Source organism: Streptomyces sp. NPDC049040 (genome assembly GCF_043197715.1).
GTDB lineage: Bacteria > Actinomycetota > Actinomycetes > Streptomycetales > Streptomycetaceae > Actinacidiphila.
In genome coordinates this window covers 478,820-494,828 of sequence record NZ_JBICTO010000001.1, presented here as the reverse complement: position 1 = coordinate 494,828, position 16,009 = coordinate 478,820, and the positions used below count along the sequence as shown (strand labels likewise).

Genomic DNA, 16,009 nt, shown 5'->3' with positions numbered 1-16,009 from the left:
TCGGCGAGGGGCGAGAGACCGTGAACGGCTGTCTGGCCTGTGACTTGATGTCCGGCGCTGCCCCGCTGCCCGGCGGCACGCTGCTGCGCGCCGCGCACTGGGTGGCAGAACACTGCGTCGGGCCGCTGGGGTTGGGCACCGCGGTGGTCAAGCCTGTCAGGCACGTTCTGCATCTCGCCGACCTGACGGCGGAGGAGTCCGCCGAACTCGGGCCGCTGCTGGCCCGGATCAGCGAAGCCGTCACCTCCGTGTCTGACCCCGAACAGGTCTACGTCTGCCTCTGGTCCCACGCCGGCGGTGTCCCCGGGCACCTCCACTTCGTCGTGCAGCCGGTCAGCTCGGCGGACATGGCCGAGTTCGGCTGCCATGGCCCCGCGCTGCAGGTGGCGATGTTCGAGCGCGGCGTCGTCCCGGGCAGGGCGGAGGTCGAGGCGGTGTGCGACCGCCTGAGAGCGGCCTTGGGCCCCACCGACGCCGACGTCTCCGCCGCCCCCGACGCCACCGACGCCACCGACGCGGACGGTTCGGCATGACCGCCGGGCGCCCGGCCCGACCGGGCTTCGGGCGCTTCGGTCGGGCTCGGTAACGTCGGCCGGTATGAGTACCGGCATCCACGGTGGTATCGAATACCGGCATCCCGGCGTCGGCTCCGACCACTACGAGGGCGAGCCGTGGGTCGCTGCGGTCGACCTCTGGCCGTTGTACGACCAGAGCGACTACGCCGCCTTCGGCTGCCTCTTCGGGGTGCGCAACACCGCGGGTTACCGCCCGCTCGCCGCGGGCCGCGGCCTTCCTGCCGACCTGTCGAGCGGGCTGCGGGCGGACCTGTGGGATTCGGTGCGGGACGGCTTCCTGACGGACGCGACCTGGGTCAGCTGGGCCGACGTCGCCTCCCTCGATCCCGCCGCCGGGCCCGAGTCCTACGCGGGCAGGCTCAGCTGGTCCGCCCTGGACCCGCCGTCCACCCACCACCAGGTGCTCGTACCGGCGCGGTGGCCGCCCGAAGTGGTCGCCGCGGTGGGCCCGCGACCGGTCGGGCTGGGGGAAGCGGACACCGGTACGGAGTGGGTCAGCGGGGGCGTGCGGTGCAGGTACGAATCGCTCGCTGCCGGTGCCGTGCTCGGCGCGGGTACGCATTGGCCGTACGTGTTCAACGTGATGAGGGCGCTGGCGGACCGGTTCGGCGCGGACGGTGTCCGGCTCGTGGTGGCCTTCGACTGACCGGACGCGGGCACGGAGGAGTCCGGACGCGCGGACGTCAGGGATGGGACGCGCGGACGGAAGGGATCTCGGGCGCGGGCGCAAGGGTCCGGGCGGGCGGAGCGGGCGTGAGGACCGAGCGCGGGGATCCGGCGCGCGGGCGGGTCGTACTCAGCCGGCCGGCGATCCGAGGGCGGACGGGCCGGACAGCCAGGTCTGGATGCCCGCCATGGCGCCGGGGCCGTAGTCGTCGTTGACGCCCGCCGCGAGGTCGGCGATGGATATCGCCTTCAGGGCGGCCCGCCAGGCGGCGTCCGCGGTGGCCATCGCCCGGGAGATGGGGCAGGGGCGGGTGCAGGCCTCGTCGGCTGCCGCCATCGGGCCGCGCCGGCGGATCTCGGTGCAGACGAACGCGGGCTCGGGGCCGTCGATGGCCGTGACGACGTCGAGGACGCTGATCTCAGCGGGCGGCCTGGTCAGCGCGTAACCGCCGGCCTTGCCCTGGACCGAGCGCACGAGGTCGGCGCGGGAGAGCGCCTGGAGCTGTTTGGCCAGGTAGCTGCCCGAGACGTCGTGCAGCTCCGCGAGGCGGGCCGCGGGAACCGGCTCTGCCGCGGCGGTCAGGACGACGCAGCAGTGCAGCGCCCACTCGACACCGCCGGACAACTTCACGGACTCGCACTCCCTCCACTTGACTCGGATAAATACTATCCGACTATGATCTCGGACAAGAAGTATCCGAGTTACGGAGGCGCGTCCTCCGTCGACCCCGGCGTGCCCGACGGCACGCGACGAAAGGCACGGACATGAAGTTCACAGTCATCGGCGGTACCGGACTGATCGGCTCCCAGGTGGTGCGGATGCTGACCGACGCCGGGCACGAGGCCGTGCCCGCGGCGCTGTCCACCGGGGTCGACCTGATCACGGGCAAGGGCCTCGACCAGGCGCTCGAAGGCGCCGACGTCGTGATCAACCTGGCGAACTCGCCGACCTTCGACGAGGCGTCCCTCGACTTCTTCCGCACCTCGATGGGCAACCTGCTCGCGGCGGGCGAGCGGGCCGGGGTGGGGCACCAGGTCGTCCTGTCGATCGTCGGCGTGGACCAGGTGCCCGCGCTGGACTACTACCGGGCCAAGGAGTTGCAGGAGGAGCTGCTCATGCAGGGGCCGACGCCGTACTCCATCGTGCGCGTCACGCAGTTCTTCGAGTTCATGGAGGCGGTCATGTCCTGGACCTCCGACGCGGACACCGTGCGGCTGCCCGCGACCCCCATCCAGCCGATGGCCGCCGCGGACGTCGCCGCCGCGGTCTTCGAGGTCGCCACCGGCGCGCCGCTGCGGGGGATCCGCAACTACGCCGGCCCCGACGTCTTCGCGCTCACCGAGCTGGGGAAGATCACGCTGGCCGCGAAGGGGGACGGCAGGAGGGTCGTCACCGACGACCAGGCCGGGATGTTCGCCGCCGTCGTCGGCGACGTGCTCATCGGCGGGCCGGACGCCCGGGTGGTCCCGACGCACTACCAGGACTGGCTGAAGCAGGCCCGCTGACCCGCCCGGTCACCCGCGGCGGCCCGGGTACGGCCGCCCCGGGACTCAGGGCCAAGGGGAGTATCGGGGTCGGCCACGACGGGCTCGGGGGAGTACGGGAGCCGACCTCGGAGGGCTCAGGGCAGTAGTGGGGCAGGCCACGACGGGTCCGAGCGCCAGGCGGTCCACCCGGCGTCCGCCGCGAAAGGACCCGCCTGCTCCCCGATCATCGCCAGCACCTGTCCGCGCGCCGCCTCCAGCGCCAGGTGGTCCGTGTCGTCGACCACGCCGAGCCGCCGCCCGTGGGCGTATTCGTCCTCGTCCTTCCACTCCCAGCGGGACAGGTCGGGCGCGACCACGAGGTCGACCAGCAGGTCGAAGGTGTCGAAGCCGGCTGCCGTCCGGCGCAGCGGGCGCTGGAAGTTGACGTACCACCGCAGGAGCCGGTGGTCCGCGGAGGGGGAGAAGTAGGCGTTGACGCTGAAGTAGGTCCCCGGCGGATTCCAGAGCAGCGCGACGGTGTCCTCCCAGCGCCAGTCGCCCAGCCGCCAATCACCCGAGGCCAGGTCGAGCAGCGACCGGTCCCGGTCGGCGGCGGCGCCGGCCGGGTCGCCATTGCGGCGGGACGCGATCCAGCGGGCGGCGGCAAGCCCCTGCGCGCCGGGCCGGCAGGCGGCGACCAGCGCGTCCTGCGTGTCGCCCACGACGCGCAGGGCCTGCGCGCTCCACACCTTCCCGCGGAAGACGTCCCGGCGGACGACGGTGCTTCCTGTCGCGAAAAACGGGGGCATGCCGCTCCTTCGATCGGGCCACGGATGTGGCGGAGGCCGGGGGTGGGCCAGGGGTCAGGCCGGAGGCCACGGACGCCTGGCGTGAAAGCGGGGGCGCGCAGGGCGTGTGTGAATGCCGCGAATGCCATGAAAACGATCGTCGCGGATGTTTGTCGGCAGATCGTCACGCGTGCGAGGGAAATGGATCAACTGGGCGCGTTCGGTGCGGATGTGATGGGCAAGTCTGGTCTCGGCGACGTCGTCGGAGAAGGGGTGGAGCGGTCGGCCGGCCGCTCCACCGCAGGCAGCAGTAGGTCCGAGTCCGAAATATCTGTCCCCTGGGAGGGATCTCCATGGCAAGCATCCGTACCGTCCGTCTTCTGGCCGCCGTGGCCGCACTGCCCGTCGCGGCGGTGCTGTTCTCCGGCACCGCCGTGGCCGACGACGGCGCTTTCGCGGGTGGCCAGTCGAACGCGTCGGTGGTGAGCAACTCCGGCGGCAATGTGGGCCCCGGGAATTCCGGCAATGTGACGACGACCCAGCAGGCGGCCACCGGTACCGGCGCGTCGAACGAGAACAACACGGCGAGCGCAACGGGCACCGGCTTCACGGCGGTCGAGCAGAATGTCGTCAATATTCATTTCCCGCCGTTCGGGTGATCCGGCTTCCGGGGGGAGGTGGTGCCGGCGTGACCAGCGCGCGCCGGGCGGCTGAGGCTCGTGGCTCGCGGCCCGAGGTCTGAAGCCCCATGTCAGGGTGCGCGGCGGCATCCCCGTGCCGTCGCGCGCCCGCCGCTGTCCAGGGGGTGGCGGGGTGTCCGCTTCCGTTGTCCACAGGCTGTGGACAACGGAAGCGGGAGGCTACGGCCCCGCTGATCGGCCGGGTCGTAGCCATCAGCCGGGCCCCGCTGATCGGCCGGGTCGTAGCCCATCAGCCGGGCCCCGCTGATCGGCCGGCCTCGGCTCCAAGGGGCGGGGCGCTGCGCCGGAAGGCCGTCGCGGACGGGGGTGCGGCGGCGTGTCTGCGCGATAGGGAGCCGGTCGCCGCATTCACTCGCTGAATGAGCGAGAAAAGTACTTTTATCCGTTATGTCCATCACGTATTGGTCGGCGCCCTCACCCTGACCGGCCTGCTCCTCCCCGCGGTGAGTGCCACCGCCCGATCCGAGGCCACCGGCCAGCCCGGAGCCGGCGTCCACCCCGGCGCCACCGCCCGGCCCGGAGCCGGCGCCGCGAACCGGGCCGACATCGCACCCCGTATTTTCCAGGGCCGCGGGTTCGACACCTGCCAGGCACCCGACCTGGCGACGATGGCGGCATGGCGGGCGTCCTCCGCTTACCGGGCCGTCGGCATCTACTTCGGCGGCCGGGCCCGCGCCTGCAAGAGCCAGGCCCATCTGACAACCGACTGGGTGCGGCAGACCACGGACGCGGGATGGAGCCTGCTGCCGATCTACGTCGGTTCGCAGAGCCCCTGCGTCAGCGGCTCCAACAAGAACCCCTACCGCATCGACCCGTCGACGGCGGCGACGCAGGGCGGCACCGAGGGCGCGGACGCCGTCGACAGCGCCCAGGCGCTGGGCCTCGGCGAGGGCAGCGCGCTCTACCTCGACATGGAGGCGTACGACATCGACGACAAGGACTGTGCCGCCGCGACCCTGACCTTCCTGCGCGGCTGGGACCGCCAGGTGCGGGCCGCGGGATACCTGGCCGGCTTCTACAGCAGCGCGGACTCCGGTATCAAGCACGTCGAGACGGCCCGCAAGGCCGGCGCCGACGACCTGCCGGACGTCGTCTGGTACGCCCGCTGGGGCGTCAGCGCGACGCTGACCGACGAGCCGGCGCTGAGCGACGGCGCGTGGGCGTCCCACGCCCGCATCCACCAGTACACCGGCAGCGTCACCGAGTCGTACGGCGGCAAGAAGCTGAACATCGACCGCGACCTCGTCGACGCCCCGGTCGCCGTCGTCGACTGACGCCACCGGAGCGGGGGGAGGTTCCCAGGGGCGGGCCGCGGGAGCACCGGCGGGAGCCGCGGGGGCACCGGCGGGGGCCGCGGGGGCACCGGCGGGAGGCGCTGGATCCCCGGCGGGAGGCGCGGGCCGCCGCTCCGGTACGCCGCTCCCCCGTACACCCTCAGGTGTATCCCCTGCGGGACAGCGGCCCGCGGCTCCCCCCTCGGGGGGTGGGGAAAGCCCCCGCCCTACGACCTGAGAGTGATCCCGTTTCGGCACCTGCGGCCGATCCGCGAAGGGCCCCGCGCCTCCTAGCGTGGAGCCATGACCACGCCTGTGTGCACCAGCGCCAGCATGACGCAGTTCACCATCTACGTACGCACCAAGGGCCCGACGCTGCTGCGCACCGCGCGCTCCCTGACCCCGAACCCCGCCGATGCGGAGGACCTGCTCCAGACCGCGCTGACCAAGACCTACCTCGCCTGGGACCGGATCGACGACCACCGGGCCGTCGACGGCTACGTCCGCCGCACCCTGGTCAACACCAGGACCTCGCAGTGGCGCAAGCGCAAGGTCGACGAGTTCAGCACCGACGAGCTGCCCGAGCCCGCTGCCACCGACGGGCCCGACATCACCGAGCAGCAGGCGCAGCGCGACGCCCTGCTGCGCGCGATAGCCCGGCTCCCCCCGCGCCAGCGCGCCATGGTGGTGCTTCGCTACTACGAGGACATGAGCGAGGCGCAGACCGCGGAGGCGATGGGCGTCTCGATCGGCACCGTCAAGAGCGCGGTGTCGCGCGCGCTGGGCAAGCTGCGCGACGACCCCGAGCTGGAGCTGTGCGTGGCCTGAATTCCTGGCCACCGGCCGGGCCCCGAAAGGCCGGGGCGGAGGCTGCGCGGGGGCCCGGCGCGCGGGTCGCGGCGCGAGGTAGTGACATACCACCCGGTATGACACCACAATCGCGGGATACCGACCCCGTCGACCTCATGTAGCCCGCCGGAGGCCCGCTGTGCTGAGCACCATGCAGGACGTACCGCTGACCGTGACCCGCATCCTCCTGCACGGGACGGTGGTGCACGGCCGGTCGAAGGTGACGACCTGGACGGGGGAGGGCGAGCCGCAGCGCCGTACCTTCCGCGAGGTGGGCATACGAGCCGTGCAGCTGGCGAACGCGCTGCGCGACGAGCTCGGCGTCGCGGAAGGCGACAGGGTGGCGACCCTGATGTGGAACAACGCCGAGCATCTGGAGGCCTATCTGGCCATCCCCTCCATGGGCTCGGTGCTGCACACCCTCAACCTGCGGCTGCCCGCCGACCAGCTGGTCTGGATCGTCAACCACGCCGCCGACCGGGTGGTCCTGGTCAACGGCTCCCTGCTGCCGCTGCTCGCCCCGCTGCTGCCGCTCCTCGAACCGCTGGAGCACATCGTCGTCGTCGGACCCGGTGACCGAGCCCTGCTGGACGGCTGCCGCCCCGCCGTGCACGACTACGAGGAGTTGCTGGCCGGCCGCCCCGTCAGCCACGCCTGGCCCGAGCTGGACGAACGCAGCGCCGCCGCCATGTGCTACACCTCCGGCACGACCGGACACCCGAAGGGCGTGGTCTACTCCCACCGTTCGATCTACCTGCACTCGATGCAGGTCAACTCGGCCGAGTCGATGGGCCTGACCGTCCACGACACGACGCTGCCGGTGGTCCCGATGTTCCACGTCAACGCGTGGGGCCTGCCGCACGCGGCCTTCATGACCGGCGTCAGCATGCTGATGCCGGACCGCTTCCTGCAGCCGGCGCCGCTCGCCGAGATGATCGAGAGCGAGCGGCCCACGCACTCCGCCGCCGTGCCGACCATCTGGCAGGGCCTGCTGGCGGAGCTGACCGCCAAGCCGCGCGACGTCAGTTCGCTCCAGCGGGTCACCATCGGGGGTTCCGCCTGCCCGCCCGCCTTGATGAAGGCCTTCGACGAGCAGCTGGGTGTGCAGCTCTGCCACGCCTGGGGCATGACGGAGACCTCGCCGCTGGGCACGGTCGCTCTGCCGCCGGCCGGGGCGGTGGGCGACGAGGAGTGGGCCTACCGCATCACGCAGGGCCGCTTCCCCGCCTCCGTCGAGGCCCGGCTGATCGGGCCCGACGGATCGGTGATGCCGTGGGACAGCGAGTCGGCGGGCGAGCTGGAGGTGCGCGGGCCGTGGATCGCCGGTTCGTACTACGGCGGCGCGGGCGGTGATCCGCTCCGGCCCGAGGACAAGTTCAGCGCGGACGGCTGGCTGCGGACGGGTGACGTCGGCGTCATCTCGCCCGACGGCTATCTCACCCTCACCGACCGGGCCAAGGACGTCATCAAGTCGGGCGGCGAGTGGATCTCGTCGGTCGAGCTGGAGAACGAGTTGATGGCCCATCCGGATGTCGCCGAGGCCGCGGTGGTGGCCGTGCCCGACGAGCGGTGGGGCGAGCGCCCGCTGGCCGCGGTGGTGCTGGCCGAGGGCACGGACACGGGGTTCGCCGAGCTGCGCGACTTCCTGGCCGGGCGGATCGCCCGCTGGCAGGTCCCCGAGCGGTGGGCGCGGATCCCGGCGGTGCCGAAGACGAGCGTGGGGAAGTTCGACAAGAAGGTGATCCGGCAGTCGTACGCCGACGGGGAGTTGGACGTCACGCGGATCTAGCGCTGCGACCGGTGAACCCTCCCGGTCGCAGCACTGGCGCCGGCTGCCGCGCCCGGGTTCCCACGACGCCCCCTCCCCCGGGCGCGGGTGACGACGCGGCCGGGCGCGCAGCTCCCGGTGACCCCGGGAGCCCCCCGGGACGGCGCCCCCGGGCCTGGGGGGCACACCCGCTAAGGCGCCGGGAGGACCTGGCAGAGGGCGGCCAGGGACGCCGTGAAAGCCGAGTCCGGGGGTGCGGCGTAGCCCACGACGAGGCCGTCGCCCGGCGTGTCCCCGGACGCGGCAGGGTGGCGGAAGTCCGTCAGGGCTTCCAGCGCGAGCCCCTGGAAGGCGGCGGCCCGAGCCACCGCGCCTTCCGTGCCCGGCGGGAGGCGCAGCACGGCGTGCAGCCCTGCCGCGATCCCCGTCACCTCGACGTGCGGCGCCTTTTCCGCCAGCACCGCGGCCAGCTGGTCGCGGCGCCGCCGGTAGCGCTGCCGCATCCCGCGCAGGTGCCGGTCGTAGCGGCCGGACTCGATGAAGTCGGCCAGCGTCAACTGGTCGAGCGCGCTCACCGTCTGCTCCCGCTCGCCCTTGGCCGCGACGACCACGTCGACGAGGTGCGCGGGCAGCGCCATCCAGCCGAGCCGCAGGGCGGGCGACAGGCTCTTGCTGGCCGAGCCCAGATACACCACCCGCTCCGGGTCGAGCCCCTGCACCGCCCCCACCGGTTGCCGGTCGTAACGGAATTCGCCGTCGTAGTCGTCCTCGAAGACCAGGGCGCCGACCGACCGCGCCCAGGCGACGGCGGCCGCCCGCCGGTCCGGGTGCAGGGCTACGCCGGTCGGGAACTGGTGCGCGGGCGTGAGCAGTACGCTCGCCGCGCCGGACGCCCCGAGCCCCGCCGTGTCGGCGCCGCGCCCGTCGACGGGGAGCGGGACCGTGGGCAGGCCGGCCGCGGTCAGGATGCGCCGATGGTGCGGCAGCCCGTACGCCTCCACGGCGACCGGCGCCGACCGCACCTGCGCGACGGTCGCGAGCAGCCGCAGGGCGCCGCCGACCCCGGAGCAGACCACGATCCGCTCGGGGGACGTCCGCACCCCGCGCGCCCTGGCCAGGTAGCGGGCCAGCGCCCTGCGCAGCTCGATGCGGCCGCGCGGGTCGCCGGGCCCGAAGGCGTCGTTCGGGGCGCTGGTCAGGGCCCGCCGGGACGCGGCAAGCCAGCTCGTCCGGGGGAATGACCCGGTGTGCGGGAGGCCTTGCCGCAGGTCGAAGGCGGGCCGGGGTGCGGGGGAGGGCGGCGGGTCGGGCGCGGGCGGCGCCGCGGCGCGTTCGGCGACCCGGGTGCCGGAGCCCTGCCGTGCGGTGAGCCAGCCTTCGGCGACGAGTTCCGCGTAGGCGTCGGCGACCGCGTTCCTGGCCATGCCGAGGTCGGCGGCCAGCGAGCGGTAGGGCGGCAGCCGGGTGCCGGGTGGGAGCCGCCCGGAGCTGACCGCGTCCCGCAGCGCCCTGGCGAGTACGGCCCGCCTGCCGCCCCGGCCGCTGTCGCCGTGGGTGGCCAGCTCGACGTGCAGGTCGCGGCCGAGGCCGCCGGCTGCGTAAGCCCACCCGGCGGCGGCCGAAGGGGGGTCGCCGGTACCGTCCCGGGTTGCCGCGTCTGTTGAATTGACCCGTGAATCCGTCACGGAATTGCACTCTACGCCCGGTCACCACCACTTCTAAGCTGATCAACATGACAACGACGACAGACGCGACGGACACGACGGACACGACGGACACGACGGACACGGCAGTGACGGCAGGGACGGCAGTACCGGCCACCGCGTCCCGCCTCGACATCGCCACCGCCGCGCCGGCGGTCTTCAAGGCCCTGATCGGCTTCGACGCCGCCTCCCGCGCCGGCCTCGACCCGATCCTGGTCGAACTGGTGCAGACCCGCGTCTCCCAGATCAACGGCTGCGCCTACTGCCTGCACATGCACACCAAGGACGCCCGCAGGCGCGGCGAGAGCGAGGAGCGGCTGTACCTGCTGCCGACCTGGCGCGAGGCCCGGCACTTCTACTCCGCCAGGGAGCAGGCGGCGCTCGCCTTCGCCGAGGCCGTCACCCTCGTCTCGCAGGGTGGCGTCCCCGACGACGTCCACGACGCGGCCGCCGCGCAGTTCGACGACGCGGAACTGGGGCGGCTGCTCGGGCTGGTGCTCACCATCAACTCCTGGAACCGCATCGCGCTCACCAGCCGCAAGGTGGCCGGCACCGACCAGCGCGCCAGGAAGGACTGAGCCGTCCCCTGACGGCGCGGTGCCTGACGGCGCGGTGCCGATCGGCTCAGGTGCCGATACGGCTCAGGTGCCGATACGGCTCAGGTGCCGATACGGCTCAGGTACCGATCTTGCCCAGCAGGTCGACGATCCTGGACTGCACATCCGAACTGGTGGAGCGCTCGGCGAGGAAGAGCACCGTCTCGCCGGACGCCAGCCGGGGCAGCTCGGCAGGGTCGATGTCGGCGGAGGTGTAGACGACCAGCGGGGTGTTGTTGAGCCGGGAGTGCCCGCGCAGCCAGTCCACGATGCCCTGCCTGCGACGGCGGATCAGCATCAGGTCCATCACCACCAGATTCGGGTGGATCTGCGCCGCCTTCGTCATCGCCTCGGCCTCCGAGCCGGCGTGGGCGACCTGCATGCCCCTGCGCTCGAGCGTCGCAGCGAAGGCCTGCGCTATCGCCTCGTGGCCCTCCACCAGCAGCACCCGGGGCGGGTGCTGCTCGCTGTCCCGCGGCGCCAGCGCCTTCAGCAGCACCGCGGGGTCGGCGCCGTACGCCGCCTCCCTGGTCGCCTGGCCGAGCCCGGCCGTCACCAGGACGGGTACGTCCGCCGCCGCGGCCGCCTGCCGCAGCGCCTGGAGCGCGGTACGGGTGATGGGCCCGGTCAGCGGGTCCACGAACAGCGCGGCGGGCGGCTCCGCGACCTGCGCGTCGACCTCCTCGCGCGAGCGGACGATCACCGGGCGGTAGCCGCGGTCGGTCAGCGCCTGCCGGGTCGACACGTCGGGCTCAGGCCACACCAGCAGCCGCCGCGGCTCGTCGAGCGGGTCCTCGATCAGGTCGTCGGCCACATCGGTGACGTCGACCGCGCCGTTCGGCCCGTCCAGCGGCTCGGGGCCCTCGTCGGCGCCTGCCGCGGGCGCCCCTATCGCGTAAGACCTGCCGGGCGCCTGCACGGGCGCGGGCGGCACCGGCCGCAGCAGGGCCGTCTCCTCCTCGGGAGCCACCGGCGGTTCCGGGCGGCGTACGGGCAACTGGCCGCTGTCCGGGTCCGCCTGCGGGTGCTGGCGGGCCTGCATCTCGCCGCCGGGGCCGTGCGGCTGGCTCGGCACCTGCTGGATCAGGCTGCGGCTCGACGGCTCGCTGTCCGCCGCCCGGTCCGGGTTGAGCCTGCGGCGCCGCCCTGAACCACCCGCCGCGACCTGTGCGGGCAGCCCTTGCGGGCTGTGCGCCTCGACCGCCTGCGTCTGGGTCTGCGGGTCCTGCGAACCGTCCGGCCGGTGCGAGAAGGGAACGCCCTGGCCGAGGGTGCGGACGCTTATGGCACGGCCGTAGGTGCTGTGGGACGGGTCCTGCTGCGGGGCCGTCGGGGCGGGCGGCGGCGGGGGCGCCGCCGGGGTCGGCCGGGTGCCCTGCGCCGGCGGCCAGTTGGTGGGCGGCGGCGTGGCAGGCGGCAGCGCGGCGCGCGGGGCGCCGCCTGCGGCAGGGTCCGCGGGGCCGTCGGACGAGGCGGACGGGTTCTGCGACTGGGCCTGCGGGGGCCGGGGGGACGGGGCCTGCGGAAGCTGCGGAGGCAGCGGAGCCTGCGGAACCGGCGGGGCCTGGCGGGCCGGCTGGGCCGACGCGTCGGGCCACGCCTGCGGGGTGGGCGGTGCCGTACGGCCTGCGTCCGGCCACGACTGGGGCGCGGGCGGGGCCGGCACGTGCGGCTGGGGCTGCGGTCGGGGCTGCGCCGGCACGGCGGGCGGCTCGACGGCGCGGCGGGCCGCACGGCGGCCGGTCCCCTCGGGCACGGCGACGTCGGTACCTGACTGCCCGGCCCCGCCGGCCGGCGGAAGGGCGTTGAGGATGGGTGCGGCGGGCAGTTCCGCGCGTTCCTGGGCCGGGTCGGGGTCCTGGCTCTGGCCCTGGACCTGGGCCTGGTTCTGCGGTTCGTCACCGCGGGCCCGGCGGCGGCCTGTCGGCTGCGGCGGCGCCGGCGCGGCCTCAACGGGCGCGGGCCGGCTCTCGGGCCTGCCTTCCGGCCTGCGCAGCGCACGCCTGCGGCCGGTCGGCGCACCCGGGTTGTCCTGGTCCTGCCCCGCGTGCGGCCGGCCGTTGTGCCGGTCCTGGTCCTGGTGCTGCTCCTGGTCCGCCACCGGCCAGGAGGCCGCGTCCTCGGCGGGCTTGCGGGCAGCGGGGAGTTCCTGGCGCCGGGTGCCCCGAGCGGGCTCGGTCGGCAGCGGCATCACGGTGGTGTCCGACTCCCGGGGCCCGTCACCGTCACCCCTGAGGGGGCCGCCCTGGTGCGTACCGCCCTGGTCGGCGCCGTCGGCGGAGCCGTCCTCGTGCACCCGCCGCGTGGTGCCGCCGGCCGCGCCGTTGCCCTTGCCTGCCGGCACCTCCAGCACGTAGGCGCTGCCCTGGCCCGGCACCTCGTGGGTCTGGAGCACACCGCCGTGCCGCTCCACGATGCCGCGGGCCAGCGGGAGATGCACCGGGTCGCCGCCGGCGTGCGGGCCGCGTACGTCGATACGGATCACGTCGCCGCGCTGGGCCGCTGCCACCACGATCGTGGAGTCTCCGGTGTACGCGATCGCGTTGCCGGCCGAGTCGATGCCCGCCACGTCCGCGACCAGGTGGGCGAGGGCCTGCGCCATCCGCTCGCCGTCCACCGACGCCTCGATCGGCGGCGCGTGCACCGCGAACTGCGCCCGGCCGGGCCCGATCAGCTCGGTCGCGCCCTCGACGGCCGCCGCGATCACCTGGTCGAGCCCGACGTCCTCGCGGCGCAGCTTGTCCTCGCCCCGGTCGAGCCGCTGGAAGGCCAGCACGTTGTCGATGAGGGTGGTGATACGGGCATAGCCGGCGGACAGGTGGTGCAGGATCTGGTTGGCCTCGGGCCACAGCTGTCCCGCGGGGTCGGCCGCCAGCCCGGTCAGCTCGCCTCGCAGCTCGGCCAGCGGTCCGCGCAGCGAGGTGTCGAGCAGCGCGCTCAGCTGCCCGTTACGAGCGGCGAGCGCGTCGTAGGCCGAACGGTCGGTGAAGGTCATCACCGCACCGACCAGCTGGTCGCCGTCGCGTACCGGCGCGGTCGTCAGGTCGACCGGGACCTGCCTGCCGTCCTTGCGCCACAGCACCTGGCCGCGCACCCGGTGCTTGCGCCCGCTGCGCAGCGTGTCGGCGAGCGGGGTCTCCTCGTACGCCAGCGGGCTGCCGTCCGGGCGCGAGTGGTGCACCAGCGGGTGCAGCTCCTTGCCGCCCAGGTCGGTGGCCCGATACCCGAGGATCTGCGCCGCCGAAGGGTTGACCAGCACGACCTTGCCCGCCGTGTCGACCCCGACCACGCCCTCGGCGGCGGCCCGCAGGATCATCTCGGTCTGCCGCTGCTGGCGGGCCAGTTCGGCCTCGGTGTCCATCGTCCCGGTCAGGTCGCGGACCACCAGCATCAGCAGCTCGTCGCCGGTGTAGTGCGGCACACCGTCGCCGTAATCGGCGTACGGCGTGCGGCCGTTCTCCAGGTTCGCGCTGGTCACCTCGACCGGGAAGTCCGTGCCGTCGGTGCGCCGCGCCACCATCCGGGTCGGCTTCGTCCTGGTGTCCTCGGCCGCCTCGCGCGGGCTGCGCATCGACCCCGGGATGCGCTTGGAGTCGAACGCCGGCAGCAGGTCGAGCAGCCCCCGCCCCACCAGGGCGGTCCCGGGGGACTCGAACGTCTCGAGCGCTATCGCGTTCGCGTTCACCACGGTGCCGTTGACGTCGACCAACAGCAGGGCGTCCGGGAGGGCGTCGAGTATGGAGGCGAGGCGAGCAGCGCCTCTGGATGGCCTGCTGCTCACGAGACGCGTCCTCTCTGGTTTACCGCTGCTCTCTTGACCCGGGTGGCTTGCCGCGCACGGCGTACTCCCGCCGGCGCCGTCGGCTGTCTTTACGGGCGGCCCATCTTGCCGCCACCCCCGGGACATGTCACTAGACCGAGTGTACGGGTCGAGGCCCCGAGCGCGGCTTCGGATGCCCATGTGGAGCTGTGCGTATAGAGGTTCGGATATGTGCGGGGTTTGTGTGGTGTGCGTCACGGGCATGGTGGGGCGCCTGCGAGGCGGGCTCGGGGCCTGTTTCCCGAGCCGGGAGCCCGGCCCGGGTCGGCCCGGGGCGGATCGGGTCCCGAGCCCGGCTCGGGTCTTGCGGGGCCGAGTCCTACGGGCCGCGTCCTGCGGGCCTGGTCCTACGGTCCGGGTCCGGGTCCGGGTCCGGGTCCGGGTTCGGCCAGCCCGGCCCGGTCGCGGCTCAGGCGGCGAAGATGTGCGGGCCGCCGTCGGTGCCGGGAGTGGGCGACGGGAGCGCCGGCACCATGCGGTTCCAGCGGGCGACCTCGCAGCCGTCGGTCCTGCGGTACGTCTCGTCGACGGGCACGCCGTGCCACATGCCGGTGACGTGGGCGGTCTGCGGGCCGCCGTAGATCATCGAGCACATCTGCCCGGCCTGGACGGGGGCCAGCGGGCCGCCCAGCTCCTCCAGTCGCCGGCAGGCGTCCTGCTCCTCCACTCCCGTCTGCTCGGCCGTCTGCTCGACGTCACCGCAGGTCAGGATGCGGGTCACCGTGCCGCCCGCGCCGTCGTCGTACGAGATGGCGAGCCGGTCCCCGATGCCGACGACCCCCGGCCGCGGCAGCCCGACAGCCCCGGCGGGGCCGGCCGCCGGCAGCGCACCGAGCGCGGTGAGCCCGAGGACGGCGGCGACGAGGCCGGCCCGCAGGCGCGAGCCGGGCGGGGCGTACGGAGGTCGGACGGCCGGGCGGACCCTGAGGCCCATCTGGAGGCCCACTCGACGGCTGACCGGGAGACTGCTGCGGCGACTGATGCGAGACATGCCTCTCTCTACCGCGTGAAGGCGGTGGAACCCGCCCATTTCACCCGTCAGTGGGCGCGCCGCCCCCGCTCCGTGCCCCTCGGTCCCCGACCCGCCCGGGCCAACCCCTTTGCCCCGCCCGCCGACGGCCTTGTACCGTAGTCTGCGATTGGTCGCGGCCCCCAGGGCTGTGCCATCATCTCCACACGCGCCCGCTCACCCGGGTCGCACCCAGGAGGCGTCGCCTAGTCCGGTCTATGGCGCCGCACTGCTAATGCGGTTTGGGCTTTACCGTCCATCGAGGGTTCAAATCCCTCCGCCTCCGCCACCACCTCCGGAGCCCCGCTCGTCCCTTGGACGGCGGGGTTTCCTCGTTCCCCGCCCCTCCCCCGCCCGGCTCCTTTACCGATTTCACCTCCCGCCGCACCTCATGTAATGTTGTCCTCGCAGCCGCCGACCGGCCCAAAACACCGCGAAGCAGCCCAGCACTCGTAGCTCAACGGATAGAGCATCTGACTACGGATCAGAAGGTTGCAGGTTCGAATCCTGCCGAGTGCACACAGGTGAGAGGCCCGCTCCGAATCTCGGAGCGGGCCTCTTTCGTGCCGTACCGCGGCGAGCCTGACCGAGGCTCGCCGGAACTTCGCGCGGATCGGGGCCGGCGAGGCGCGGCGGGTGGCTTTCGTCCGTGATCCCCTCCCCGAGGAGTACCCACTGAACTGAGGAGTGCCGGTGTGACGAGGCCCCCGCAATCATGCGGGGGCCTGTTCTGCCAGAGCTCTCTCGGGCCGCCTTCGGGTCGGCACCCGAACGTGTCTGCTGGACTGGGGTG

Annotated in this window: 14 protein-coding genes and 2 tRNA genes; 11 read left to right on the top strand and 5 right to left on the bottom strand. The window is 73.6% G+C overall.

The features are described from left to right. The first annotated feature begins 47 nt into the window (after positions 1-47). Both ACGFMP_RS02295 and ACGFMP_RS02290 read left to right on the top strand, forming a co-directional pair. On the top strand, positions 48-533 hold the full coding sequence (locus ACGFMP_RS02295; RefSeq protein ID WP_393669721.1) for an HIT family protein: 486 nt from the start codon (positions 48-50) through the stop codon (positions 531-533). Between the two features lie 64 nt (positions 534-597). Beyond that, positions 598-1,221: a hypothetical protein gene (locus tag ACGFMP_RS02290; protein WP_393669720.1), complete on the top strand. Its 624-nt coding sequence runs from the start codon at positions 598-600 to the stop codon at positions 1,219-1,221. Between the two features lie 150 nt (positions 1,222-1,371). Here ACGFMP_RS02290 and ACGFMP_RS02285 read toward each other — a convergent pair whose 3' ends face one another. Then, positions 1,372-1,872 (bottom strand): RrF2 family transcriptional regulator, encoded by a 501-nt coding sequence (locus tag ACGFMP_RS02285; RefSeq protein WP_393669719.1) that lies wholly within the window; start codon positions 1,870-1,872, stop codon positions 1,372-1,374. Positions 1,873-2,006: 134 nt separating this feature from the next. Here ACGFMP_RS02285 and ACGFMP_RS02280 point away from each other — a divergent pair, with 134 nt between their 5' ends. Continuing rightward, entirely contained in the window at positions 2,007-2,747 is a 741-nt protein-coding gene (locus ACGFMP_RS02280) for an SDR family oxidoreductase (protein WP_393669718.1), read from the top strand. A 116-nt stretch (positions 2,748-2,863) separates the two neighbouring features. On the opposite strand, the gene ACGFMP_RS02275 is transcribed toward ACGFMP_RS02280, so the two are convergent. Continuing rightward, positions 2,864-3,517 carry a DUF402 domain-containing protein gene (locus ACGFMP_RS02275; RefSeq protein ID WP_393669717.1) on the bottom strand — a complete coding sequence of 218 codons (654 nt, stop codon included), beginning with the start codon at positions 3,515-3,517 and terminating at the stop codon, positions 2,864-2,866. A 332-nt stretch (positions 3,518-3,849) separates the two neighbouring features. Here ACGFMP_RS02275 and ACGFMP_RS02270 point away from each other — a divergent pair, with 332 nt between their 5' ends. The 4 genes from ACGFMP_RS02270 to ACGFMP_RS02255 all read left to right on the top strand — a co-directional run bounded on the left by ACGFMP_RS02270 (position 3,850) and on the right by ACGFMP_RS02255 (position 8,109). Next, positions 3,850-4,155, top strand: a complete 306-nt coding sequence (locus ACGFMP_RS02270; protein ID WP_393669716.1) for a hypothetical protein — start codon at positions 3,850-3,852, stop codon at positions 4,153-4,155. A gap of 401 nt (positions 4,156-4,556) precedes the next feature. Then, a complete protein-coding gene (locus ACGFMP_RS02265) occupies positions 4,557-5,471 on the top strand; it encodes a DUF1906 domain-containing protein (protein ID WP_393669715.1) in 915 nt (304 codons plus the stop codon). A 303-nt stretch (positions 5,472-5,774) separates the two neighbouring features. Continuing rightward, positions 5,775-6,299 carry a SigE family RNA polymerase sigma factor gene (locus ACGFMP_RS02260; RefSeq protein ID WP_393669714.1) on the top strand — a complete coding sequence of 175 codons (525 nt, stop codon included), beginning with the start codon at positions 5,775-5,777 and terminating at the stop codon, positions 6,297-6,299. Between the two features lie 160 nt (positions 6,300-6,459). Next, complete coding sequence (locus ACGFMP_RS02255; RefSeq protein WP_393669713.1) at positions 6,460-8,109, top strand: long-chain fatty acid--CoA ligase; 1,650 nt, start codon at positions 6,460-6,462, stop codon at positions 8,107-8,109. A 170-nt stretch (positions 8,110-8,279) separates the two neighbouring features. Here the strand turns inward: ACGFMP_RS02255 and ACGFMP_RS02250 are convergent, their stop codons facing one another. Then, positions 8,280-9,662, bottom strand: a complete 1,383-nt coding sequence (locus ACGFMP_RS02250; RefSeq protein ID WP_393670298.1) for a PLP-dependent aminotransferase family protein — start codon at positions 9,660-9,662, stop codon at positions 8,280-8,282. 158 nt (positions 9,663-9,820) lie between these two features. On the opposite strand from ACGFMP_RS02250, the gene ACGFMP_RS02245 reads away from it, so the two are divergent. Continuing rightward, positions 9,821-10,369 carry a carboxymuconolactone decarboxylase family protein gene (locus ACGFMP_RS02245; RefSeq protein ID WP_393669712.1) on the top strand — a complete coding sequence of 183 codons (549 nt, stop codon included), beginning with the start codon at positions 9,821-9,823 and terminating at the stop codon, positions 10,367-10,369. Positions 10,370-10,466: 97 nt separating this feature from the next. On the opposite strand, the gene ACGFMP_RS02240 is transcribed toward ACGFMP_RS02245, so the two are convergent. Together ACGFMP_RS02240 and ACGFMP_RS02235 are read right to left on the bottom strand one after the other, a co-directional pair. Continuing rightward, a complete protein-coding gene (locus ACGFMP_RS02240) occupies positions 10,467-14,168 on the bottom strand; it encodes a PAS domain-containing protein (protein WP_393669711.1) in 3,702 nt (1,233 codons plus the stop codon). Between the two features lie 448 nt (positions 14,169-14,616). After that, positions 14,617-15,198 (bottom strand): SSI family serine proteinase inhibitor, encoded by a 582-nt coding sequence (locus ACGFMP_RS02235; RefSeq protein ID WP_393669710.1) that lies wholly within the window; start codon positions 15,196-15,198, stop codon positions 14,617-14,619. A gap of 213 nt (positions 15,199-15,411) precedes the next feature. Between ACGFMP_RS02235 and ACGFMP_RS02230 the strand changes: the two genes are divergently transcribed. The 3 genes from ACGFMP_RS02230 (at position 15,412) to ACGFMP_RS02220 (ending at position 15,900) form a co-directional block, all read left to right on the top strand. Then, positions 15,412-15,505, top strand: a tRNA-Ser gene (locus ACGFMP_RS02230). Positions 15,506-15,662: 157 nt separating this feature from the next. Then, a tRNA-Arg gene (locus ACGFMP_RS02225) sits at positions 15,663-15,735 on the top strand. A gap of 63 nt (positions 15,736-15,798) precedes the next feature. Further along, entirely contained in the window at positions 15,799-15,900 is a 102-nt protein-coding gene (locus ACGFMP_RS02220) for a hypothetical protein (RefSeq protein WP_393670297.1), read from the top strand. The last annotated feature ends 109 nt before the right edge of the window (positions 15,901-16,009 follow it).